Below are 20,980 nucleotides of genomic sequence, written 5' to 3'. Positions count from 1 at the left end.
AGCATGCATCAGATCCACGTTCGGGGCCGAGCGGCGTTGGCTTTGTCGACGAGCTCGACCCGTTCGCGCGCATCCGAGGTGAGCCGCGCCGAGGTGCGGAGGCAGCGTTCGAGCGAGAGCCGCAGCTCCCGCTCGTTCCACTGCGTGCCCAGGAAATACGGCCCGTTCGCCGGGGTCAGCTCGACGGCCGCGGTGAACAGCGACGCGCTCACCTGGTGGCTGGTGGCGGGGTCGAGCTGGAGCCGCTCGACCCTGGCCGCCGCCGCTCGCAGCTCCGGCTCGCCGACCCGCTCCCCGGAGCGGCGCAGCAGCGTGGCCTGCACCGCGGCGAGCTGAGCCGCGACGTAGCGGCTCGAGCTCTCCGGGATCGTGTCGAGCGCGGCCAGCGCGCGACCCCGGTCGCCCGCCCGCAGAAGCACCCTGGCCAGCCCGAACGAGGCATCGGCGACGCTCGGGTCGGGTCGGCCGGCGAGCGCGTAGTAGCGCCCGGCCAGGGCGTCCTCCCGCGCGCACTCCGCGGCCGCCGCGAGCGCGAGCTTCGGCGCGGTCTCGCCGGGCAGCGTGGAGTAGACGGTGTCGAACTCCGCGCACGCGCTCGCAAAATCGCCTTCGATCAGCGCCGCGATGCCGCCGTACCAGTCGAGCCGCCAGTCGTCGGGCTCCATGGCGGCGATGTCGGCGAGCCCACCACGCGCCGCACGCGCGTCGCCGTCGTCGAGGTAGGCCCGGACCAGCCGCAGCCGTAGTTCGACGCTCGGGTTGCGCGTGGAGAAGACGATCCGCTCGACCTCGCCGCGGTCCGTCGTCGCCAGCGAGGCCAGCAACCCGGCGGCGGGATCGGCGGTGTTGACCAGCGGCACCGGGAGCGCGGCGGCCACCCGGTGGGGCGCGGGCCGGCCGGCCTCGCTGCCCTGGGCGAGCAGCCCTGGCGCGAACGTGCCGCGCGGCTGCGCGAACACCGACGACACCGCGGGCCGCGGCTTGCCGTCGTCGGTGGAGAGCACCTCGCGCAGCACGCCGGCGAGCTGCTCGGCCATCTCGTCGGTCGACTCGAAGCGGCACAGCGGGTCGGGGTCGGTCGCGCGCAGCAGCGCGCGGTGGAACGACTCGTGGCGGGCGAGGATCGGCTCCTCGGCGGGGTCGGGCAGCATCGCGGGCCGGCCGCGGCGGGCCGGCACCATGCCCAGCGCGAGCACGGCGAGCGTGCGCCCGACGGTGTGCACGTCGGAGGCCGGCGACGGGCCGTCGGCCGCGATCTCCGGGGCCTGGTAGCCGATCGTCCCGTAGATCGCGCTGAGCTGGTCGTCCATGCGGATCACGGCGCCGAGGTCGATCAGCTTGAGCTGGCGGTCGTACTGGATCACGTTCTCGGGCTTGAAGTCGCAGTACGCGAGCCCGAGCGAGTGCAGGTGGCCGAGCGCGGGCAGCATCTCCAGCGCATACGCGATGGCCTGGGCGACCGGTAGGGGATCGATGGTGCGGTCGGGCAGCCTGCGCGCCTCCAGCAGCTGCTTGAGCGACGAGCCGCCGACGTACTCCATGACGATGTAGCCCACCTCGGAGCCGTCGTCGTCGGGGTGCTCGACGAAGTTGAAGATCGAGACGATGTTCGGGTGGCTGACCTGCGCGAGGAACCGCTTCTCCGCGACGGCGGCGGCCATCGCGTCGGTGTCGCCCGCGTTGAGCAGGCCCTTCAGCACGACCCACCGGTCGTCGACGTTGCGGTCGACGGCGAGGTAGATCCAGCCGAGCCCACCGTGCGCGAGGCACCCGCGCACCTCGTACTGGCCCGCGACGAGCGTGCCCGGCCGCAGCTTCGGCTCGAAGTTGTACGGGTGGCCGTCGTTCGGGCAGAAGCCGGCGGTCCGGCCGGGGCGGTCCTCCCGGGCCCGGCCGACCGGCTGGTTGCACTTGCCGCAGAAGCGCTTCTCCTCCGGCACCTTCGGGTCGGCCAGCAGGGCGCTGGACGGGTCGATCCGCGGCACCGGCGGGACGTCGACGAGGCCCGCGCCGAGCCTGCTGCGGGCGGTGCCGGTGCGCATGGTGCGGCCGGAGCCGCGTCGGGTCGGGCGGGAGCCGCCGGTGCCGGTGCTCCCGCTGCCCCAGCTGCCCGGGCCGGTCCGGCCGCTGCCGGTGCTCCCGCTGAAGTGCCCGGCCGCGGTCGGGACCGTGAGGTCGGGCCGGCCGGCCGCGGTGCGGACGCTCGCCTCCACCGCTGCGCCGGCATGGCCGCAGACGTTGCAGAAGCCGTCCTCGATCTGGCCATCGCATCCGGGGCGTTGGCAACGTGCAGCCGTCATGCGGTGCGTCCTTGCTGATCAGTGGGGTTGGGTGCGTGCAGGTGGCGCTGGTAGGCGGCGAGCGCGCGGGTGGCGGCGGCGAGGTCGCACGGGCGGCTCCACAACAGCTCGCGCAGCTCGCTGTCGAGCGCCAGCAGCTCGGGGCGCTCGGCGTGGCCGAGCCGGGTGGCCTTGGCGCGGAACGCCTCCAGCCGCCCGCGGAGCTCGGCGCGCCGCTCCAGCAGGCCGGTGGCGAGCTGGTGGGCCGTGCGCAGCTCGCCGGCCGCCTCGGCCACGGAGATCCGCAGCCGCTCGGCGGCCGCCGCCCGGGCCTGCCAGGGCCCCGGCGCCTGGAGCTCGGCGAGCTGCCGGCCCAGCGCGGCCGTCCGATCGGGCGGGACCTCGGGGACGGGGCCGACGATCCGCTCGGCGGCGTGCTGCCACGCGTCGAGCGCCGCGGAGCGCAGCGGACCGAGCGCGGCGATGCCGGACGTGAGCGCCGCGATCGTGTCGTCCCATCCGGCCCGCGCGGCGGCGTGCTCGGCCAGCGCGGCCGACGCGGCGCCCAGCTCGGCGTCGAGCTCCGCGAGCCGGGCCGCGAGCACGCCGTCGGCGAGCGAGAGCGGGTCGGAAGTGCCCTCGCTGTCGAGCGCCGCGATCCGCGCCGTGACCGCCGTGAGGTCCTCGCCCAGCTCGTGCGCCAGCACGCGGGCGGCGTTGGCCCGCTCCGCGAGCGGTGTGAGGCCGGCGAGCAGCTGGGCGTGCAGCGCGCCGCACGTCTCGACCAGCTCGTCGACGAGCTTGAACGCGCTCTCCATCCGCTCGGCGAGATCCGGCAACGTGATCGTCTCGACATCGACGACATCGCCGCTCAACCGGCGCTCGACGACCGTGCGCCGCTCTTCGATCGACGCCTCGACCAACAACCGGCGCAGCTCGGCCAGCTCGGGCTCGCCGGGACGGGCCTTGCGCGCCCGCACCGCCTCGGCGTCGGCGACGATCCGCTGGTGGGTCGCGAAATCGCGCCACAACCCGGCGAGCGCGGCGGACGCGGCGGCCCAACGCTCGGCCGTGCGCCCGGTGAGGGTCGCGGTGCTCAGCAGGATGTGGCCGGGGTGGCGTTCGAGCTCGACGAGGGCCGCCGCGATGCGGCCTTCAGCCGCCGCCCGGCGCTCCAGCTCGGACAGCACGTCGACGTTGCTCATCACCGTCGCACCACCCCCCTCGGCCGCTGCTCGGTGACGGGAGGGTAGCGCGGACGGGCGACAGGAAGCGCCGTCCGTGACCTCGTCGTGGCCGGCGCAGCGGCCCGGCGTATGCGTCGCGCAACCCCCCGCGCTCGTCGCGGGCGGGCGGGGTGGGTGCAGCGGGTTACCTTGCCGCGATCGCTGCCGCGAACGTCCGGGCGCGGGCGGTGATCTCCGCCCACTCCCCGGCCTCGACGACCGCCGGCGGCACGACGCTCGTCCCGGCGCTGACGGCGAGGGCGCCTGCGGCGAGGTACTCCGCGGCGTTGTCGGCCGACAGCCCGCCCGAGGGGACCAGCCCGATGCCCGGGTAGGGCCCGCGCAGGTCGGAGAGGTACTTCGGGCCGAGCCGTCCGGCCGGGAAGATCTTGACGGCGGCCGCGCCCAGGTCGAGGGCCGTCGCGACCTCGGTCGGGGTGAAGGCGCCGAGGAATACCGGCACGCCCGCGGCGACGGCGACCTCGGCGACCGCGGGCCGCAGGCCCGGCGTGACGAGGAACCGGGCCCCGGAGTCGATCGCGGCACGGGCCTGCTCGTCCGACATGACCGTGCCGGCGCCGATGAGCACACCGGCGCCCGCCGCCTTCGTGATGTGGTCGAGCACCCCCGGCGTCGTGAACGTCAGCTCGACGGTGCGGATGCCGCCCTCGGCGAGCGCGATCGAGAGCGCGACCGGGTCGGGGATCCGGTCGGCGCGCACAACGGTCAGCGCGCGGTCGGTGCGCAGCACGTCCATCACGTGCATCGGGTCGAGCGGGTTCACGCGACCGACCCGTCCGCTCGGCGGCGCAGCGCCTTCCCGGCCAGCGCGCTGGTGCGGCGTCCGTCGTCCATGGCGAGTTCTCCGTTCACGAACACGTAAGGGATACCGGTCGCCGCCTGGCGGGGGTCGGGGTAGGTGGCGGTGTCGGCGATCGTCGCCGGGTCGAACAGCACGAGGTCGGCGGCGTAGCCGGTGCGGACGAGCCCGCGGTCGTGCAGCCGCAGCCGCGCGGCGGCGCGTCCGGTGAGGTGCCCGACGCACTCCTCCAGCGAGAAGACGCCCAGGTCGCGGCTGTAGTGCCCGAGGTAGCGCGGGAACGTCCCCCAAGCGCGGGGATGCGGCTTCGCGCCGACGAGGATCCCGTCGCTCCCGCCGGTGTGCCGGGAGTGCCGCATGATCGTCCGGACGTTCTCCTCGTGCCCGATGTGGTGCAGGATCCCGGTGCCGAGGTCGTCGCGGACCAGCAGGTCGACGAACGCGTCGAACGGCGCCTTGCCGTGGTCGTGGGCGAGCTGTGCGACGGTCCGGCCGACGGCGCCGTCGAGGTCGGGGTTGGTCACGCCGCTGATCTCGATCATGTCCCAGTCGACGACCACACCGTGGTGCCCGTCGGACCCGCGGACCTCCAGGTCGTCCTTGATCCGCGCGAGCGCCGACGGGTCGTGCAACCGCCGCAGCGTCTCGTCCAGCCCACCCGACGACGACCAGCTCGGCAGCACGGCCGAGAGCGTCGTCGCGCCGGGCAGGTAGGGGTAGGTGTCGAGCGTGATGTCGGCGCCGCGGGCGATCGCCCCGTCCAGCAGCTCGACGAGCTCCGCGCCCCGGCCCTTGTTCGGGCTGAAGTTCATGCACGCGTGCGCGAGGTGCAGCGGGCAGCCCGCCCGCGTGGTGAGGTCGATCATCTCGGCGTAGGCGTCGAGCGCGCCCTTGCCGTACGAGCGGTGGTGCGGTGCGAAGAACCCGCCGAGCTCGCCCACCGTGCGGCAGAGCGCGATCAGCTCGGCCGACCCGGCGTACATGCCCGGCGTGTACGTCAGCCCGGCGGACATCCCGACGGCGCCCTCGGCCATCGCGACGCGCACGATCTCCTGCATGGCGGCGATGTCGGCGTCGGTGGCCGGCACGTCGTCCCAGCCGCAGACGAGCGCGCGCACCACTCCGTGCGGCACGAGGTAGGCCGCGTTGCCCGCTACGCCCTGGTCGAGCCGGTCGAGGTACTGCCCGACGCTGCGCCAGGTGAACGTCTCGGGGCCCGGGTCGGAGTTCCAGCCGGCGATCTTGCGGCGCAGCATCGCGAGCGCGGCGTCGTCCACCGGTGCGTAGGAGAGGCCGTCCTGCCCGAACACTTCCGTGGTGCAGCCCTGGCTGATCTTCGCGAGGTGCTCGGTGTCGAGCAGGATCTGCAGGTCGGAGTGGGAGTGCATGTCGATGAAGCCGGGGGAGAGCACCAGCCCGTCGGCGTCGATCACACGGTCGGCCGATTCGCGGACCGTCCCGATCGCGGCGATCCGTCCGCCGTCGACGAGCACGTCGGCGGTGTACCGGTCGGACTCGGTGCCGTCGACGACAGCGGCGTGCCGGACGAGGGTCCGCATCAGAAGTACGTCCTGACCAGCTCCGTGACCACCGGGTCGGCGACGTCCTCCTCGTCGATCACGGGGATCCAGCGCCACTTGTCGAACGCCGTGCAGGGGTGCGAGAGACCCAGCCGGACCACTTGCCCGACCCGCACCACCGTGGCGGGGTCGTAGCGGAGGTACGCGTGCTGGTCGTTGACGGCCGTGATCTCGCCCTCCAGTGGCATGGCGGGCGCGCCCAGCTGGTCGGCGATCAGCTGTGGCACCGGGAGGCCCTCGTCGTACGGGACGTCGCGCTTGCCGGCGTCGAGCAGCGCCAGCCCCGGCTCCGGCTGCGAGATCACCCGTGCCCACGCGTGCATCGCCGAGCGGAACGGCGCGTCGCCGTCGCGGCTGAACGGTGAGATGCGCCGGTAGAAGCCGTCGTCGTGGATCATGTAGGCGCCCGAGCGCAGCACCACCTCGGTGCCGGGGGCCGCCAGCGGGGCGAGCACCTCGGTGACGACGTCGAAGAACGAGCTGCCGCCCGCGGTGATGATCGAGTCGCCGTCGACGGCGAGCGATCCGTGCAGCTCGGCGAGGTCCTGCAGGTAGCGACGGACGATCGCGAGCGAGGCGTCCGTCGCGTCGTGCGCGAGCGAGCCCTCGTAACCCGCCGTGCCGGCCAGCCGCAGGTACGGGCTCGCGTCGACCGCGGCGGCGACGGCCTGCGCGGTCGCGACGTCCCGCGCGCCGGTGCGCGCGTTCGGCGCGCCCAGCTCGACGAGCACATCGATCGGGTGCGACGGCGCGGCCGTGGCCAGTGCAGCGTCCATCGCGGCGACCGTGCCGGTCGAGTCGACCCAGGTCAGCACCTGCAGGCCGGCGTCGGCCCGCTGGACGTCGGCGAGCCAGGCCAGCGCGACCGGGTCGACCAGCGCGTTCGCGTGGATGATCCGCCGCACGCCGAACGTGACCGCGACCCGCAGCTGCGCCGCGTTCGCGATCGTGATGCCCCACGCCCCCGCCCGGAGCATCCGGTCCCAGAGCGCCGGCGCCATCGTGGTCTTGCCATGGGGTGCGAGCGCGAGTCCGTGCTCGGCGCAGTGCGCCGCCATCCGGTCGAGGTTCGCGTCCATCGCGGGTGAGCTGAGCACCAGCAGGGGTGTGCTGAAGGTCGAGAGTCGTGGTTTCGTCGCTACGAAGTCGGTTGCCGCCATGCCGTCCGCCGCGGCGGGCAGGGACTTGTCCCACGCGTGCAGCCCGGATGTGCCGTCCATGCACCCTCTTCTCGGTTGCGTCTCACGCAACCATCGTTGCGTATGTCGCTACGGCGGTTGTAGCATCGCCGCGCCGAACGCGTCAATCAGGAGGGCGGGGCCAGTGCCTGCTGCCGTGGTCTGTCTCGGCGAGGCGCTCGCCCTCCTCCCCGCACTGTCCGACGGCCCGCCCGATCCAGCGACGGCCCTGATTGCTTCGGCCCTGCCGGCGGGCGCCGAGCTCAACGTGGCCATGGGGCTCGCGGCCGCCGACGTCGACGTGGCGTGGGTGGGCCGGGTCGGAGACGACCCGCTCGGCACGTTCCTCGTCGGCCAGCTGCGCGACCACGGCGTCGATACCGGCGGCATCGAGGTCGACCCCGAGCATCCGACCGGCTGCTACGCCAAGGCGAGCGACGTCGACGCCGACGGGCAGCCGGCGACTCGCATGCTCTACCGGCGCGCCGGGTCGGCGGCCTCCGCGATGGGGCCGGCGTTCCTCGACGTGCCCGCCGTGCGGGAGCGGATGGCCTCGGCGCGAGTGGTGCACACGAGCGGCATCACCGCGGCGATCTCGGCGACGTCGGCGGCGATGATGCGGGAGCTGCTGATCGCCCGTCGCGTCGAGGGGCCGCTGACCAGCTTCGACATCAACTGGCGCGAGCAGATGTGGCCCGACGGCGACCCGGCCGTCGTCGTCGAACTGGCCGGCGCGGCCGACATCGTGCTCGTCGGCGCCGACGAGGCCCGGCGCGTGTTCGGTGCCGATTCGCCCGCCGCCCTGCGTTCGTTGCTCCCCGGGCCGCGGCTCGTCGTCGTCAAGGACGGGGCGCGGGAGGCGTACGCCGTCGACCGGGCCGGCGACGTCGTCGTGCAGCCCGCGCTCGCCGTGGACGTCGTGGAGCCCGTCGGGGCCGGCGACGCCTTTGCCGCGGGCCTGCTGACCGGCGTGTTGCGCGACGAGCCGGTGCAGCGCTGCCTGCGCCGCGGCCACCTCGGCGCGGCGGCCGTCCTGATGATCGAGGGCGATTCCGCGCCGCCGCTCGCCGCGGCGCTGCTCGACGTCTCCGAGCGAGAGTGGGCGGAGATGCACGTCAGGAACGCTGATGAGCCAGTCGCTCGGTAAGGCGCTGCAGATCCTGACCAGGCTGGGTGCCGGGCCCGCGACGCTCGACGAGCTGGCCGCGGCCGTCGGCGTGCACAAGACCACGGTGCTGCGGCTGCTGCGCACGCTCGCGGACGAGCACTTCGTCTTCCGCGACGGTAGCCATCGCTACCACCTCGGCGCGCGCATCCACGAGCTGTCGTCGCGCGGGCTCGACCAGCGCGAGGTGCGCGGGATCGCGGCGCCGCACCTCACCACGTTCAACCGTGCGCACGGCCGCACGACGCACCTGTCGGAGCTGGCCGGCACCGAGGTCGTCTACATCGACAAGCTGGAGTCGCACGACCACGTCCGGATGGCGTCGCGGATCGGGCTGCGGGCGCCGGTGCACTCGACGGCGGCGGGCAAGGTGCTGGTGGCCGACCTGCCGGTGGGTGAGCTCGACGTGCTGCTCGACGCGCTGACCTTCGCGAAGGCGACCCCGAACACGATCACCGACCGGGCGGCGTTCCGCGCCGAGCTCACGCGGGTCCGTGCGCAGGGCTGGGCGCGCGACCGCGAGGAGAACGAGCCGTCGATCAACTGCGTCGGCGCGCCCGTCCGCGACGCGTCGGGCCGCGCGGTTGCCGCCGTCTCGGTGTCCGTGCCCGACATCGTCATGACCTACGACCGGCTGCTGGACCTGCTGCCGGCCCTGCTCTCCGTCACCGAGCGCATCTCCCGTGACTGCGGGTGGCGACCTGTCGAACCGAGGAAGGGACATCCCGCATGACCGGCAAGATCGTCGTCAGCACGACCGCGGCACCCGCACCTGCCCACACCTACAGCCAGGGCCTGCGCAAGGGCGGCCTGCTGCAGGTGTCGGGGCAGGGCCCGATGGACCCGGCGACCAGCACCTACATCGGCGAGGGCGACGTCCGGGAGCAGACGCTGCGCACGCTGGAGAACGTCCGGGCGATCATCGAGGCCGGCGGCGCGACGCTGGAGGACGTGATCATGATGCGGGTGTACCTCACCACCCGCGCCGACTTCCCGGCGATGAACGAGGTCTACGCCGCGTACATGGCCGAGCACGTGCCGAGCGGCGAGCTGCCCTGCCGGACGACCGTGTTCGTCGACCTCCCCCACGAAGTGATGCTGGTGGAGATCGACGCCCTTGCGGCGGTATAGCCGGCTTTACCCGTACCCTCCACAGACATCCGATGTTCAGGAGGGCTGAGTGCCGGTCACCGACGAAGCGATCGAGAAGATCAAGGCGATGATCGTCTCGGGCGAGCTGGGGCCGGGCGCGCGCCTGCCCCGCGAGGCGGATCTCGCCGAACGGCTCGGGCTCTCGCGCAACTCGCTGCGCGAGGCGGTCAAGGCGCTGTCCCTGATCAGGGTGCTCGACGTGCGGCAGGGCGACGGCACGTACGTCACCAGCCTCGACCCCGACCTGCTGCTCGACGCCATGACGTTCGTCGTCGACTTCCACCGTGACGACACCGTGCTGGAGTTCTTCGAGGTGCGCCGGATCCTGGAGCCTGCGGCGACGGCGATGGCGGCGCTGACGATGCCGGCCGAAGACGTCGCAGGCCTGCGCGAGGTGCTGGCCGAGCTCGACCCCGACCCCGACGTCGAAGCGCTCGTCGCGAACGACCTGGAGTTCCACCGCAGGGTCGCCGCGGGTAGCGGCAACGCCGTGCTCTGCTCGCTGATCGAAGGGCTCTCCGGCCCGACGACCCGCGCGCGGATCTGGCGCGGCCTCACCCAGGAGGGCGCGGTCGCACGGACCATCGAGCAGCACACCGCGATCTGCGACGCCATCGAGGCCCGCCAGCCAGACGTCGCCCGTTCCTGGGCCACCGTCCACATCGCCGACGTCGAGAAGTGGCTCCGCAGCGCGCTGGTCGAACAGTAAACTTCCCCACCGTTTTGCCAACCTGCACACCCTCGAGGGCGTGCAGGTAGGCAAAACGGTGGGCAAGTTCGCCGATCTCCCCACCGTTTTGGGTGGATGCGCGCCGCCTGAGCGCGCATGTGCCCAAAACGGTGGGGAAGTTGGCGTCAGGGCAGCGCGTAGGCGCGCCGGGCCGTCCCGGATCGGACGGCGGTGCGTTCCGCCTCCGACAGGCCGGCGAGGAACTCCTGCGTGCTCGCCCACACCGCCGGGTAGCCGCCGGCCAGCTCGCACACCGGCCAGTCGGAGCCGTAGAGCACGCGGTCGGGGCCGAAGGCGCCCAGGACGTGCTCCGCGTACGGGCGCAAGGTGGTGACGTCCTGCTTGCCCGGCGCGGCCTCGGTCAGCAGTCCCGAGAGCTTGCAGTCGACGTTCGGGAAGGCGGCCAGCTCGGTCAGCCAGCTCGCCCAGCCGTCCCACTCGCCGTCGCCGATGCCCGGCTTGCCGGCGTGGTCGAGCACCAGCCGCACGTCGGGGACGGCCCGCGCGAGCTCCAGCGCCGCCGCTCGTTGGGGCGCGCGCACCAGCACGTCGTAGGTCAACCCGCGCCGGCCGAGCTCGGCCACCCCGCGTGCGACGTCCTCGCGGGCCAGCCAGCGGGGGTCGGGCTCGTCCTGCGCGAGGTGCCGGATGCCCACGACCTTCGTGCCGCCGGGCTGGGCGGCAAGCCGGTCGAGCTGGGCACCGACGTCGGCGCTGGTCAGATCGACCCACGCGACCACACCCGCGACGAGCGCCGAGCCCGCCGCCGCGGCGAGCAGCCGCTCGGTCTCCGCTGTGGAGTTCAGCGTCTGCACCAGCACGGTCGCTTCGACGTCGGCGGGTGCGACGGCGCGCAGGTCGTCGAGCGTGTACGCCCGGTTGATCCCTTCGAGGCCGGGCGAGTCCAGCCACTGGTTGTCGCCGGTCGCCGGGTCCCACAGGTGGTGGTGCGCGTCGACGACGCTCATGCGGCGATCAGACCTTCCGCGGCGAGGTCGGCCCACAGCGCTTCCGGGATCTCCGCGGTGGCCGAGACGGCGTTGCTGCGGATCTCGTCGGGGGTCCGGGCCCCGATCAGGACGGTCGCGACCTCGGGCCGCCTCGCGACGAACGCGATCGCCGCCGCAGGAACGGACACGCCGTGGCGGCGGCACACCGCGCCGATCCGCAGCGCGCGCTCGCGGATCTCCGTCGCTGCGGGCGCGTAGTTGTAGGTGGCGTTCTCCGGCGGGTCGTCGGTCGCCAGCACACCGCTGTTGAACACCCCGGCCGCGATCACCGAGACACCGCGCTCGGCGCAGGCCGGCAGCAGGTCGGCCTCCGCCGACTGGTCGAGCAGCGTGTAGCGACCGGCCATGAGCACGGCGTCGATCTCGGTTTCCCGGACGAACCGGGTGAGCATCGCCGACTGGTTCATCCCGGCCCCGATCGCGCCGATCACGCCCTGGGCGCGCAGCTCGTGCAGCGCGGGGTAGGCCTCGCCGACCGCCTGCTCCCAGTGGTCGTCGGGATCGTGGATCAGCAGCAGGTCGACCCGGTCGAGCCCGAGCCGCGCCAGGCTGTCGTCGAGGCTGCGACGCACGCCGTCGGCGGAGAAGTCCCACACCCGCCGGTGGTCGGCGGGCACGGCGAAGCCGCCCTCCTCGTCCTGCCGGCCGGCTCCTCCCGGGACGGGTACGAGCAGCCGCCCGATCTTGGTGGAGATCGTGTACTCGTCGCGGGGACGGCCCGCGAGCGCGGCCCCGATCCTGCGCTCCGACAGGCCGAGGCCGTAGTGCGGAGCGGTGTCGAAGAAGCGGGTGCCGGCGTCCCATGCCGCGTCGATCGTCGCGCGCGCATCCGCCTCGCTCACCTCGCTGTAGAGGTTGCCGAGCGCGGCGCCGCCGAACCCGATCGGGCTCACCTCAACGCTGCTCCTGCCGAGTGGCGCCATGAGTTCCATCGCCTTTCCGGATCATGTTCGGCTCGCACCCCACCACAGATGCCGCGGGACGGCATGGGCTGGGTGTAGCATTCGATTTTGCACGACTAGAGGTCGGATGTCTCTGCAGGTCACGTCTCTCTCACGCCCGGCCGAACAGTCTTGACCGGGGAGAGATCGGATGTCTACGGTACCGCCCGTGAGCGTGGTCACGTGACCCCCCTGCTCGAAGCACGCGGGGTCAGCAAGGGATTCCCCGGTGTGCAGGCACTGGCCGGGATGCACATCGAGCTGCGTCGCGGCGAGGTGCTCGCCGTCGTGGGCGAGAACGGTGCCGGCAAGTCGACGCTGATGAAGCTGCTGACCGGCATCCACCAGCCCGACGAGGGAGAGTTCTTCCTCGACGGGCGCCCGCTGCAGGTCAACGGCCCGCGCGACGCGCTGGCGCAAGGGTTGAGCATCATCCACCAGGAGTTCAACCTGATGCCCGACCTGACGGTCGCGCAGAACATCTTCATCGGCCGCGAGCCGCGGGTCCTCGGCGGGTTCCTCTCCGACAACGCGCTCACCGCGCGTGCTCGCGAGCTCATCGACCGGCTGCACCTCCCGCTGGAGCCCGGCGAGATCGTCGGCAACCTGACCGTCGCCCGCCAGCAGATGGTGGAGATCGCCAAGGCGCTGTCGTACGACGCCAAGGTCCTGATCATGGACGAGCCGACGGCCGCGCTGAACGACGCCGAGGTCGAGGTGCTGCACGACCTGATCCGCCGCTTCCGCAGCCCCGAGACCGGCGTCATCTACATCTCGCACCGCATGGACGAGCTGAAGCGCATCGCCGACCGCATCACGGTGATCCGCGACGGGCGCTACGTCGACACGCTCGACGCCGACGGCACGACGGTCCGTGACGTCGTGGTCCGGATGGTCGGTCGGGAGATCGCGGCCGGCGCCGGCCCTGAGGGCGTGCGCGACGATCGGCCCGCCGTGCTCTCCGTGCGCGGGCTCACCACGAAGACGCTGCTGCGGGACGTCTCCTTCGAGCTGCGCGAGGGCGAGATCCTCGGTGTCGCCGGATTGATGGGCGCGGGGCGGACGGAGGTGGCGCGCGCGATCGTCGGTGCCGACCCCGTCGTATCGGGGGAGGTCGCGCTGCGCGGCAAGCCCGTGCACATCACGAACCCCGCGGAAGCGGCCCGGTTGGGCATCGGCTACCTGTCGGAGGACCGCAAGCACCTCGGCCTCTTGCTGGAGCAGGACGTCACCGCGAACGTCGCGCTCAGCTCCGTGCGCGACCTCTTCCAGTCGTGGGGGTTCGTGCGCCGCGGCGCGATGCGGGCGAAGGCCACCGAGATGGTCGGGGCGCTCGGCATCCGCACGCCGTCGGTCGATCAGACGGTCAAGCACCTCTCCGGCGGCAACCAGCAGAAGGTGGTGCTGGCGAAGTGGCTGGTCAAGGACTGTGACGTGCTGATCGTCGACGAGCCGACCCGTGGCATCGACGTCGGTGCGAAGGAGGAGATCTACCGGCTGCTCAACGAGCTGGCCGCTCAGGGCAAGTCGATCGTCATGATCTCCTCGGAACTGCCGGAGGTACTGCGCATGTCCCATCGCGTCATCGTGATGAGCGAGGGTCGGGTCACCGGGGAGCTGGCCGCGGCACAAGCGACCCAGGAGTCCGTCATGGAGCTCGCCACCCTGCGACCGGAGGCCGCGCAGACATGAGCACGTCGATGACCAAGAGCGAGACGGCGGCGCCGGCACCCGCCCTGCGTGCCGCGCGCGGCCGCATCCAGCAGTTCCTCGCGTTCGCCGGTCTGATCATCATCTTCGCGTTCTTCTCGGTGGTCAGCCCCAACTTCTTCAACTACGGCAACGTCACGAACATCCTGTTCTCGACCGTCGTGATCGGGCTGCTCGCGCTCGGCACCACGTTCGTGATCATCACCGGCGGCATCGACCTGTCGATCGGCACCGGGATGGCGCTCTGCGCCGTCATGTCCGGGAAGTTCATCGTCGACTTCGGCATCCCGCTACCACTCGGCGTGCTGCTGGCGATCCTGTTCGGCGGCCTGCTCGGGCTGATCAACGGTGTGAACGTCGCTGTGCTGCGGTTGCCACCGTTCATTGCGACGCTCGCGATGATGCTGGTGGCGCAAGGGCTCGCGCTGGTCGTCTCGCGCAGCACGCCGATCTACTTCAGCGATCACCCCGCCTACATCGACCTCTCGATCGGCAGCCTCGTGCCGGGTTCGAACTTCCCCAACGCCGTGCTCGTGCTGGCGTTCGCGGCCGTCGTCGCGGGGGTGCTGCTGAACAAGACGGTGCTGGGCCGCTACACGTACTCGATCGGCAGCAACGAGGAGGCGACCGCGCTCTCCGGCATCGACGTCGGCCGCTGGAAGATCGCCATCTACACGCTCGCCGGCCTCTTCACCGGCCTGGCCGGCGTGATGATCTCGGCCCGCCTCGGATCGGCGCAGCCGGCCACCGGGATGGGCTACGAGCTGCAGGCAATCGCCGCGGTCGTCATCGGCGGCACGTCGCTCTCGGGCGGCAAAGGCACGATCGTCGGCACCGTGATCGGCGCGCTGATCATCTCGGTGCTCAACAACGGGCTGCAGATCATGTCGATCCCGCAGGAGTGGCAGAACGTGATCCTCGGGATCGTGATCCTGCTCGCGGTGTACGTCGACATGGCGCGCAGGCGCGCCACCACAACCACCTGACCTGGACCTCGACCAAGGGAGCTCGACATGCGGATCACACGAGTGGCTGCGGGGCTGGCCGCAGCCGCGCTGGCCCTGACGGCCGCGGCCTGCGGTGGTGGCGGCCCGGCCGCCGGTGGTGGTGGTGGCGACCAGCCCTACATCGCGATCATCTCGAAGGGTTTCCAGCACCAGTTCTGGCAGGCGGTCAAGAAGGGCGCGGAGCAGGAAGCGGCCAAGCAAAAGGTGCAGATCACCTTCGACGGCCCTTCGAAGGAGACCGAGATCGAAGCGCAGGTGACGATGTTGACGAACGCGTTGGGCAAGCAGCCCAGCGTGATCGGCATCGCCGCGCTCGACTCGCGCGCCCTCGCGCCGCAGCTGCAGCAGGCCAAGAGCCGCAACATCCCGGTGATCGCGTTCGACTCCGGCGTCGACAGCGACGTCCCGCTCACCACCGCCGCGACCGACAACAAGGCGGCAGCGGGCGAGGCGGCCAAGCACATGTCCGAGGCGCTCGGCGGCACCGGCAAGGTCGCGCTGGTCGTGCACGACCAGACCAGCCGCACCGGCATCGACCGCCGAGACGGGTTCGTCGACTGGATGCAGAAGAACGCGCCGGGCATCCAGCTGCTCCCGCCGCAGTACGGCGACGGCGACCAGGCCAAGTCGGCCGACATCACCAAGTCGATCATCGCGTCGAACCCGGACGTGAAGGGCATCTACGGCGCGAACGAGGGCTCGGCCGTCGGGGTCATCCGCGGCATCGCCGAGAGCGGCGCCACCGGGATCAAGGTCATCGGGTTCGACTCCGGCAAGGCCCAGCTGGACGCCATCCGATCCGGTGCGATGATCGGCGCGATCACGCAGAACCCGGTCGGCATGGGCGAGCAGCTCGTCTCGGCGGCGGTGAAGGCGTTGAACAAGGAGCAGCTGCCGAAGGTCATCGACACCGGCTACTTCTGGTACGACAAGTCCAACATCGACAGCCCGGAGATCAAGGCCGTCCTCTACGAGTGACCGAAGTTCCCCACCGTTTTGCCTACTTGCACGCCCTCACGGCTGTGCAGGTTGGCAAAACGGTGGGGAAGTTTCGCCCCCGGTACCCGAAGTTCCCCACCGTTTTGGGTGGATGCGCGCCGCAACGGCGCGCATGTGCCCAAAACGGTGGGGAAGTTCTACGTGCGGGGGCGCAGGCGCAGGCCCTGCATCCCACCGTCGACGGCCAGGGCCGTGCCCGTTGTCGAAGCCGAGAGCGGGCTGGCGAGGTAGGCGATCGCGGCGGCGACCTCGGCCGCCGACACGAGCCGGCCCATCGGCTGGCGGGCCTCCAGCGCGGCCCGTTCGGCGGCCGGGTCGGCGGCGGAGTCGAGCAGCCGGCCCACCCACGGGGTGTCGGCGGTCCCGGGGTTCACGCAGTTGACCCGCACCCCGTCGGCGACGTGGTCGGCGGCCATCGCGAGCGTCAACGACTGCACCGCACCCTTGCTCGCGCTGTAGAGCGCACGCTGCGGCAGGCCGGCGGTCGCCGCGATCGAGCAGGTGTTGACGATCGCGGCGGCGTTCGACCTGCGCAGGTGCGGCAGCGCCGCCCGGGAGAGCCGCACCATGCCGAGCACGTTGACGTCGAACACCCGCTGCCACTCGTCGATCGGGTTGGTCTCGACGGTGCCCTGCGCGCCGATGCCGGCGTTGTTGACCACGATGTCGATCCCGCCGAACCGCTCGACGACACCGGCCACCGCCGCGTCGACCGAGGCCTCGTCGGTGACGTCGGCCCTGATCCCGACGAGCGGCTCCGGCACCTCCGACGGGTCGAGGTCGAGGCAGGCCACCCGCGCGCCGCGCTCGGCGAGCAGCTGCGCCGCGGCCAGCCCGATGCCGGAGCCGCCGCCGCTGACGACGGCGACGAGCCCTGCGAAGTCCGTCATGCCTGCCCCTCCGCCCACTCTGCGCCGTCGGGGAAGCGGAACCGCGCCAGCGTCGCCTCGTGCATCTCGGCGCCCGCTCCCGGCCCGGTCGGTGCGCGGTAGGCGCCGCGCTCCATGACGACCGGCTCGACGAAGTGCTCGTGCAGGTGGTCGACGTACTCGATCACGCGGTCGTCCAGCAAACCGGAGACGGCCACGAAGTCGAACATCGACAGGTGCTGCACCAGCTCGCACAGCCCGACCCCGCCCGCGTGCGGGCAGACCGGCACTCCGAACTTCGCCGCGAGCAGCAGGTTCGCGATGTTCTCGTTCACCCCGGCGACCCTGGTCGCGTCGATCTGCATGTACGCGATCGCCTCGGCCTGCAGGAGCTGCTTGAACACCACCCGGTTCGCCACGTGCTCCCCGGTCGCCACCTTGATCGGCGCGATGCCGCGGGCGATCGCGGCGTGCCCGAGCACGTCGTCGGGGCTGGTCGGCTCCTCGACCCACCACGGTTCGAACTCGGCGAGCGCCTGCACCCACTCGATGGCGGGCCCGACGTCCCAGCGCTGGTTGGCGTCGATCGCGATGCGGATGTCGGGGCCGACGGTGTCGCGCGCGATCCGCATGCGGCGCTTGTCGTCGTCGAGGTCGGCGCCGACCTTGAGCTTGATCTGCGTGAACCCGTCGTCGACGGCCTCGCGGCACAGCCTGGCGAGCTTCTCGTCGTCGTAGCCGAGCCATCCCGGCGAGGTCGTGTAGCCCGGGTAGCCCCGTTCACGCAGCACGCGTTCGCGCTCGGCCCGGCCGGGTTCGGCCGCGCGCAGGATCGCCAGCGCCTCGTCCCTGGTCAGCGCATCGGTCAGGTAGCGGAAGTCGACGAGGTCGACCAGCTCCTCCGGGGAGAGGTCCGACAGCAGCTTCCACAGCGGCTGGCCGGCGCGCTTGGCGCGCAGGTCCCACAGCGCGTTGACGACCGCGGCGACCGCCATGTGGATGACGCCCTTCTCCGGACCGAGCCAGCGCAGCTGCGAATCGTGCACCAGCTCGGTCCACACCGCGCCGAGCCCGTCGAGCGTCTCCGCGAGCGGGCGTCCGACGAGCCACGATCCGATCGTGTCGATCGCGGCGGTCTGCACCTCGTTCCCGCGCCCGATCGTGAACGCGAATCCGTGGCCCTCGAGGCCGTCGCCCGCGTCGGTGGAGATCACGACGTAGGCGGCCGAGTAGTCCGGGTCGGGGTTCATCGCGTCGGAGCCGTCGAGCTCGCGCGATGTCGGGAACCGGACGTCGAGGGTGCGGACGGCGGTGATCCGCTGTCCAACGCTCATAGGGCGACCCTTCATAGACATCGGATGTATTGCGGATGAGGTTATACGACGTTCGGCCGCTGCTCCACTACGACGCGACACGTCCGAACAGCGACCCGTGCAGCTCGGTCGCGGCCGCTCCGCGGACCCCTCCCGCCAGCGCGGCGAGCCACGCCGCGGCCAGCCCACAGTCGCCGGCGACCCGGACGCATCCCGGCCACCCGGCATCCAGCTCGGCCCGCAGGAGCGCGGCGACCGGGGTGCGGCCGCCGGCGACCGAGCCGGCGAGCACGATCGGCGTCCGCTCGTCGGGGGCGCGGATCGCCGAGACATTGCTGACCAGCGCGCTAGCCGCTGCGGCGACGATGCGCTCGGCCACCGGGTCGCCCTCGGCCGCGGCCACGCTCACCAGCGGAGCCAGCCGGGCCAGCGCGATCGGCGCCTGCGCCGTGACGGCTTCCACGATCCGCTCGCGCAGCCACAGGCCGGATGCCGGCGAGCCGGGCTTCGCGGTCGGGGCGCCGAGCAGCGCGGCGGTCACCGCGGGCAGCAGGGTGGTCGCCTCCCGGCGGGTGTCGAGCGCCGCCAGCGCAGCCTGAACGCCCTTGCGGCCGAGCCAGAACGCAGATCCGATGTCTCCGAGCAGCCATCCGTCGCCGTCGATGCCGTCGGTCCACGCCCGTCCGGTCATCCGCACGGTGGCGGCGCCGGTCCCGGCGATCACCACGACACCGTCGGGCTCCGGGGTGCCGGCGGCGAACGCGGTGACGGCGTCGCCGACCACCTCCGGCGTGCACGTGATCCCGACGGTGCCGGCGACCGTCGCCAGCTCGCTCGCGAGCACATCGGCCGGCACCGAACCGCTGCCCGCCATCCCGACCACCATCGCCCGTACCGAACGAACGGATCCGGCGGCGAGCCCGGCGACCGCGGTGCCCAGCGTGTCGGCCAGCACGCCGAACGCGGTGGATCGGGGATGCGTGATCGGGTTGCCGCCCGCGCCGAGCGCGCTGCCCAGCACCCGCCCATCGGCGTCGACGACGGCCACGCGGGTGCCCGTCCCGCCCACGTCGATGCCCAGGAACAGGTCCATCCGGTGCTCCTTCGTCACGAGCCGGTCAAAATCTGTTACCGCGGTATTGACACTTCACCCGTCCTGGTGGAAATTTTCACCACCTTCCGCCGGGCTGAAAGGATGATCCATGGGTGTGGCCGCAGGCTCCGACTCCGCCCTCGAGGCGGGCGCGAGCGGACTTCTGGTCCATCTGCGGAACCTCGTACCCAGTCTGACCGGCGCTCTTCGGCAAGTGGCTGCGGTGATCCTCGAGGATCCCGGATGGGCTTCGCGCGCGACGATCGTCGAGCTGGGGGAGCGCAGCGGCACCTCACCGGCAACCGTCACGCGTTTCTGCCGCACGCTCGGTGTGGCCGGCTACACCGAGCTGCGGGTCGGGATCGCCACCGACGTCGGCCGCGCCGACCAGGCCGGCTGGGAGCTGGGCATCGGCGCCGACGTGCTGCCGACCGACCCGCTCGCCCGGGTGCTCAAGACGCTCGTCGCGGTCGACCTGCAGGCGATGCACGAGACGGCCGCCGTGCTCGACGTCGCCGCGGTCGACGCGGTCGCCGACGCCATCGCGAGCGCGAGGCGCGTCGACTTCTACGCCATCGGCGGCAGCGCCGCGGTGGTGCTCGACATGCAGCTGCGCATGCACCGGGTCGGCATCGCCAGCTGGATGTGGTCCGACGTGCACAACGGGCTGACCAGCGCTGCGCTGCTGCGGCCCGGCGACGTCGCCATCGCGCTCTCGCACAGCGGGCGCACCACCGAGACGATCGAGATGCTGGCGCAGGCCCGCGCTTGCGGCGCGCTGACGGTCGCGCTCACCAACTTCACCTCCTCCCCGATCGCCGACGTCGCCGACCACGTGCTGGGCACGTCGGTGCGCGAGGCCTCCTTCCGCTCGGGTGCGATGTCGGCGCGCCACTCCCAGATCCTCGTGCTCGACCTGCTCTACCTCGCGGTGGCGCAGCGCACCCACGAGAGCGCTACGACGGCCTTCGCCCGCACCGCGGACGCCGTCGCGGGGCATCGGATGCCGCCTGAGCCGCGCCCGACCTCGGGGAGCGCGCTGCTGTCGCCCGCGCCCCCAGCCCGACCGACCGACGACGAAGGAGAGTGATGGCTCCGGTGGAGGTGTCCGCGGCGGCGTTCGCCGCTGCGGCAGAGGAAGCGGTCCGGCGGGTCGCCGCCGAGCAGGCAGCAGGTGTGGCCGAAGCCGCGAAGCTGGTCGTCGAAGGGCTGCGCGCGGGAGGGGTCGTGCAGGCCTTCGGGACCGGCCACTCGCAAGCGCTGGCCATGGAGATAGCCGGTCGTGCCGGCGGGCTCGTCCCGACGAACATGATCGCGCTGCGGGACCTGGTGCTGCTCGGTGGCGACCCACCGGACGTGCTCTACTCCGAGCACCTCGAACGCGACCCGGCCGTCGCGCGCCGGCTCTACGAGCTCAACGCGCCCCACCCGGCGGACGTGTTCGTGATGGCGTCCAACTCCGGTGGCAACGGCTCCGTCGTGGAGCTCGCGCAGATGGTGAAGGAGCGCGGCCACCAGCTGATCGCGATCACGTCGATGGCGCACACCACCCGCGTCACATCGCGGCACCCTTCGGGGAAAAGACTTTTCGAGATCGCGGATGTGGTGCTGGACAACGGCGCCCCCTACGGTGACGCGATGCTCACGGCGGGCGACATCCAGGTCTGCGCCATCTCCTCGATCACCGCGGCGCTGCTCGCGCAGATGATCGTGGCCGAGGTCGTGCGGACCATGGTCGACGCCGACGAGACGCCGCCCGTCTACATCTCGGCGAACGTGCCGGAGGGCGACGTGCACAACGACGCACTGGAAGCCCGCTACGCAGGCCGGATCCGGCGCCCAGCATGAACCGTTCCCCCGCCCGCCGTCGTCAGCCAGGACGCCGGCCGTTCGAAGTCGAGGAGATTC

The 20,980-nt window shown here is 72.2% G+C and carries 19 protein-coding genes; 9 read left to right on the top strand and 10 right to left on the bottom strand.

The window, feature by feature from the left end:
* Nucleotides 1-8: 8 nt before the first annotated feature.
* The 5 genes from LL648_RS24040 to LL648_RS24020 form a co-directional block, all read right to left on the bottom strand.
* On the bottom strand, nucleotides 9-2,300 hold the full coding sequence (locus LL648_RS24040) for a serine/threonine-protein kinase (protein WP_232664955.1): 2,292 nt from the start codon (nucleotides 2,298-2,300) through the stop codon (nucleotides 9-11).
* A complete protein-coding gene (locus tag LL648_RS24035) occupies nucleotides 2,297-3,484 on the bottom strand; it encodes a hypothetical protein (RefSeq protein ID WP_232664954.1) in 1,188 nt (395 codons plus the stop codon). Before LL648_RS24035 ends, LL648_RS24040 begins: the two co-directional genes overlap by 4 nt.
* Nucleotides 3,485-3,650: 166 nt before the next feature.
* Nucleotides 3,651-4,289 carry a bifunctional 4-hydroxy-2-oxoglutarate aldolase/2-dehydro-3-deoxy-phosphogluconate aldolase gene (locus LL648_RS24030; RefSeq protein ID WP_232664953.1) on the bottom strand — a complete coding sequence of 213 codons (639 nt, stop codon included), beginning with the start codon at nucleotides 4,287-4,289 and terminating at the stop codon, nucleotides 3,651-3,653.
* On the bottom strand, nucleotides 4,286-5,884 hold the full coding sequence (locus LL648_RS24025) for an N-acyl-D-amino-acid deacylase family protein (protein ID WP_232664952.1): 1,599 nt from the start codon (nucleotides 5,882-5,884) through the stop codon (nucleotides 4,286-4,288). The genes LL648_RS24030 and LL648_RS24025 overlap by 4 nt, the downstream gene beginning before the upstream one ends.
* On the bottom strand, nucleotides 5,884-7,125 hold the full coding sequence (locus LL648_RS24020; RefSeq protein WP_232664951.1) for an amino acid deaminase: 1,242 nt from the start codon (nucleotides 7,123-7,125) through the stop codon (nucleotides 5,884-5,886). The genes LL648_RS24025 and LL648_RS24020 overlap by 1 nt, the downstream gene beginning before the upstream one ends.
* Before the next feature lie 103 nt (nucleotides 7,126-7,228).
* Between LL648_RS24020 and LL648_RS24015 the strand changes: the two genes are divergently transcribed.
* Genes LL648_RS24015 through LL648_RS24000 form a run of 4 tightly spaced genes read left to right on the top strand, consistent with a single transcriptional unit; the run spans nucleotide 7,229 to nucleotide 10,109 of the window.
* Nucleotides 7,229-8,230, top strand: coding sequence for a sugar kinase (locus tag LL648_RS24015; protein ID WP_232664950.1), 1,002 nt, complete (start codon nucleotides 7,229-7,231; stop codon nucleotides 8,228-8,230).
* Nucleotides 8,211-8,981, top strand: coding sequence for an IclR family transcriptional regulator (locus tag LL648_RS24010; protein ID WP_232664949.1), 771 nt, complete (start codon nucleotides 8,211-8,213; stop codon nucleotides 8,979-8,981). Before LL648_RS24015 ends, LL648_RS24010 begins: the two co-directional genes overlap by 20 nt.
* A complete protein-coding gene (locus tag LL648_RS24005) occupies nucleotides 8,978-9,379 on the top strand; it encodes a RidA family protein (protein WP_232664948.1) in 402 nt (133 codons plus the stop codon). Before LL648_RS24010 ends, LL648_RS24005 begins: the two co-directional genes overlap by 4 nt.
* A 49-nt stretch (nucleotides 9,380-9,428) precedes the next feature.
* A complete protein-coding gene (locus tag LL648_RS24000; protein ID WP_232664947.1) occupies nucleotides 9,429-10,109 on the top strand; it encodes a FadR/GntR family transcriptional regulator in 681 nt (226 codons plus the stop codon).
* A 146-nt stretch (nucleotides 10,110-10,255) separates the two neighbouring features.
* Here LL648_RS24000 and LL648_RS23995 read toward each other — a convergent pair whose 3' ends face one another.
* Nucleotides 10,256-11,098, bottom strand: coding sequence for an amidohydrolase family protein (locus LL648_RS23995; protein ID WP_232664946.1), 843 nt, complete (start codon nucleotides 11,096-11,098; stop codon nucleotides 10,256-10,258).
* Nucleotides 11,095-12,063, bottom strand: a complete 969-nt coding sequence (locus LL648_RS23990) for an aldo/keto reductase (RefSeq protein ID WP_232664945.1) — start codon at nucleotides 12,061-12,063, stop codon at nucleotides 11,095-11,097. Before LL648_RS23990 ends, LL648_RS23995 begins: the two co-directional genes overlap by 4 nt.
* Nucleotides 12,064-12,264: 201 nt before the next feature.
* Here LL648_RS23990 and LL648_RS23985 point away from each other — a divergent pair, with 201 nt between their 5' ends.
* Genes LL648_RS23985 through LL648_RS23975 form a run of 3 tightly spaced genes read left to right on the top strand, consistent with a single transcriptional unit; the run spans nucleotide 12,265 to nucleotide 15,776 of the window.
* Complete coding sequence (locus LL648_RS23985; protein ID WP_308190388.1) at nucleotides 12,265-13,773, top strand: sugar ABC transporter ATP-binding protein; 1,509 nt, start codon at nucleotides 12,265-12,267, stop codon at nucleotides 13,771-13,773.
* Complete coding sequence (locus LL648_RS23980; RefSeq protein ID WP_232664944.1) at nucleotides 13,770-14,777, top strand: ABC transporter permease; 1,008 nt, start codon at nucleotides 13,770-13,772, stop codon at nucleotides 14,775-14,777. Before LL648_RS23985 ends, LL648_RS23980 begins: the two co-directional genes overlap by 4 nt.
* 27 nt (nucleotides 14,778-14,804) lie before the next feature.
* Nucleotides 14,805-15,776 carry an ABC transporter substrate-binding protein gene (locus LL648_RS23975; protein WP_232664943.1) on the top strand — a complete coding sequence of 324 codons (972 nt, stop codon included), beginning with the start codon at nucleotides 14,805-14,807 and terminating at the stop codon, nucleotides 15,774-15,776.
* Between the two features lie 158 nt (nucleotides 15,777-15,934).
* Here the strand turns inward: LL648_RS23975 and LL648_RS23970 are convergent, their stop codons facing one another.
* The 3 genes from LL648_RS23970 to LL648_RS23960 form a co-directional block, all read right to left on the bottom strand.
* Entirely contained in the window at nucleotides 15,935-16,687 is a 753-nt protein-coding gene (locus LL648_RS23970; protein ID WP_232664942.1) for an SDR family NAD(P)-dependent oxidoreductase, read from the bottom strand.
* Nucleotides 16,684-18,000, bottom strand: a complete 1,317-nt coding sequence (locus LL648_RS23965; protein WP_232664941.1) for an L-fuconate dehydratase — start codon at nucleotides 17,998-18,000, stop codon at nucleotides 16,684-16,686. The genes LL648_RS23970 and LL648_RS23965 overlap by 4 nt, the downstream gene beginning before the upstream one ends.
* Nucleotides 18,001-18,067: 67 nt before the next feature.
* Nucleotides 18,068-19,072 (bottom strand): N-acetylglucosamine kinase, encoded by a 1,005-nt coding sequence (locus LL648_RS23960; protein ID WP_232664940.1) that lies wholly within the window; start codon nucleotides 19,070-19,072, stop codon nucleotides 18,068-18,070.
* A gap of 109 nt (nucleotides 19,073-19,181) precedes the next feature.
* Here LL648_RS23960 and LL648_RS23955 point away from each other — a divergent pair, with 109 nt between their 5' ends.
* Together LL648_RS23955 and LL648_RS23950 are read left to right on the top strand one after the other, a co-directional pair.
* A complete protein-coding gene (locus LL648_RS23955) occupies nucleotides 19,182-20,162 on the top strand; it encodes a MurR/RpiR family transcriptional regulator (RefSeq protein WP_232664939.1) in 981 nt (326 codons plus the stop codon).
* A complete protein-coding gene (locus LL648_RS23950; protein WP_232664938.1) occupies nucleotides 20,162-20,920 on the top strand; it encodes a sugar isomerase domain-containing protein in 759 nt (252 codons plus the stop codon). The genes LL648_RS23955 and LL648_RS23950 overlap by 1 nt, the downstream gene beginning before the upstream one ends.
* Nucleotides 20,921-20,980 lie beyond the last annotated feature (60 nt).

This window comes from Pseudonocardia sp. TRM90224, from assembly GCF_021245725.1.
Taxonomy (GTDB): Bacteria; Actinomycetota; Actinomycetes; order Mycobacteriales; family Pseudonocardiaceae; genus Pseudonocardia.
This window is presented reverse-complemented; position numbering and strand designations above follow the sequence as displayed.

Excerpts from the sequence above, each read along its gene's own strand:
- LL648_RS24035 (WP_232664954.1), bottom strand. The coding sequence starts at position 3,484 with ATGAGCAACGTCGACGTGCTGTCCGAGCTGGAGCGCCGGGCGGCGGCT.
- LL648_RS23950 (WP_232664938.1), top strand. The coding sequence starts at position 20,162 with ATGGCTCCGGTGGAGGTGTCCGCGGCGGCGTTCGCCGCTGCGGCAGAG.
- LL648_RS23970 (WP_232664942.1), bottom strand. The coding sequence starts at position 16,687 with ATGACGGACTTCGCAGGGCTCGTCGCCGTCGTCAGCGGCGGCGGCTCC.
- LL648_RS23960 (WP_232664940.1), bottom strand. The coding sequence starts at position 19,072 with ATGGACCTGTTCCTGGGCATCGACGTGGGCGGGACGGGCACCCGCGTG.
- LL648_RS23975 (WP_232664943.1), top strand. The coding sequence starts at position 14,805 with ATGCGGATCACACGAGTGGCTGCGGGGCTGGCCGCAGCCGCGCTGGCC.
- LL648_RS23980 (WP_232664944.1), top strand. The coding sequence starts at position 13,770 with ATGAGCACGTCGATGACCAAGAGCGAGACGGCGGCGCCGGCACCCGCC.
- LL648_RS23965 (WP_232664941.1), bottom strand. The coding sequence starts at position 18,000 with ATGAGCGTTGGACAGCGGATCACCGCCGTCCGCACCCTCGACGTCCGG.
- LL648_RS24010 (WP_232664949.1), top strand. The coding sequence starts at position 8,211 with ATGAGCCAGTCGCTCGGTAAGGCGCTGCAGATCCTGACCAGGCTGGGT.
- LL648_RS24040 (WP_232664955.1), bottom strand. The coding sequence starts at position 2,300 with ATGACGGCTGCACGTTGCCAACGCCCCGGATGCGATGGCCAGATCGAG.
- LL648_RS23995 (WP_232664946.1), bottom strand. The coding sequence starts at position 11,098 with ATGAGCGTCGTCGACGCGCACCACCACCTGTGGGACCCGGCGACCGGC.
- LL648_RS24020 (WP_232664951.1), bottom strand. The coding sequence starts at position 7,125 with ATGGACGGCACATCCGGGCTGCACGCGTGGGACAAGTCCCTGCCCGCC.
- LL648_RS23955 (WP_232664939.1), top strand. The coding sequence starts at position 19,182 with ATGGGTGTGGCCGCAGGCTCCGACTCCGCCCTCGAGGCGGGCGCGAGC.
- LL648_RS24005 (WP_232664948.1), top strand. The coding sequence starts at position 8,978 with ATGACCGGCAAGATCGTCGTCAGCACGACCGCGGCACCCGCACCTGCC.
- LL648_RS24025 (WP_232664952.1), bottom strand. The coding sequence starts at position 5,884 with ATGCGGACCCTCGTCCGGCACGCCGCTGTCGTCGACGGCACCGAGTCC.
- LL648_RS23990 (WP_232664945.1), bottom strand. The coding sequence starts at position 12,063 with ATGGCGCCACTCGGCAGGAGCAGCGTTGAGGTGAGCCCGATCGGGTTC.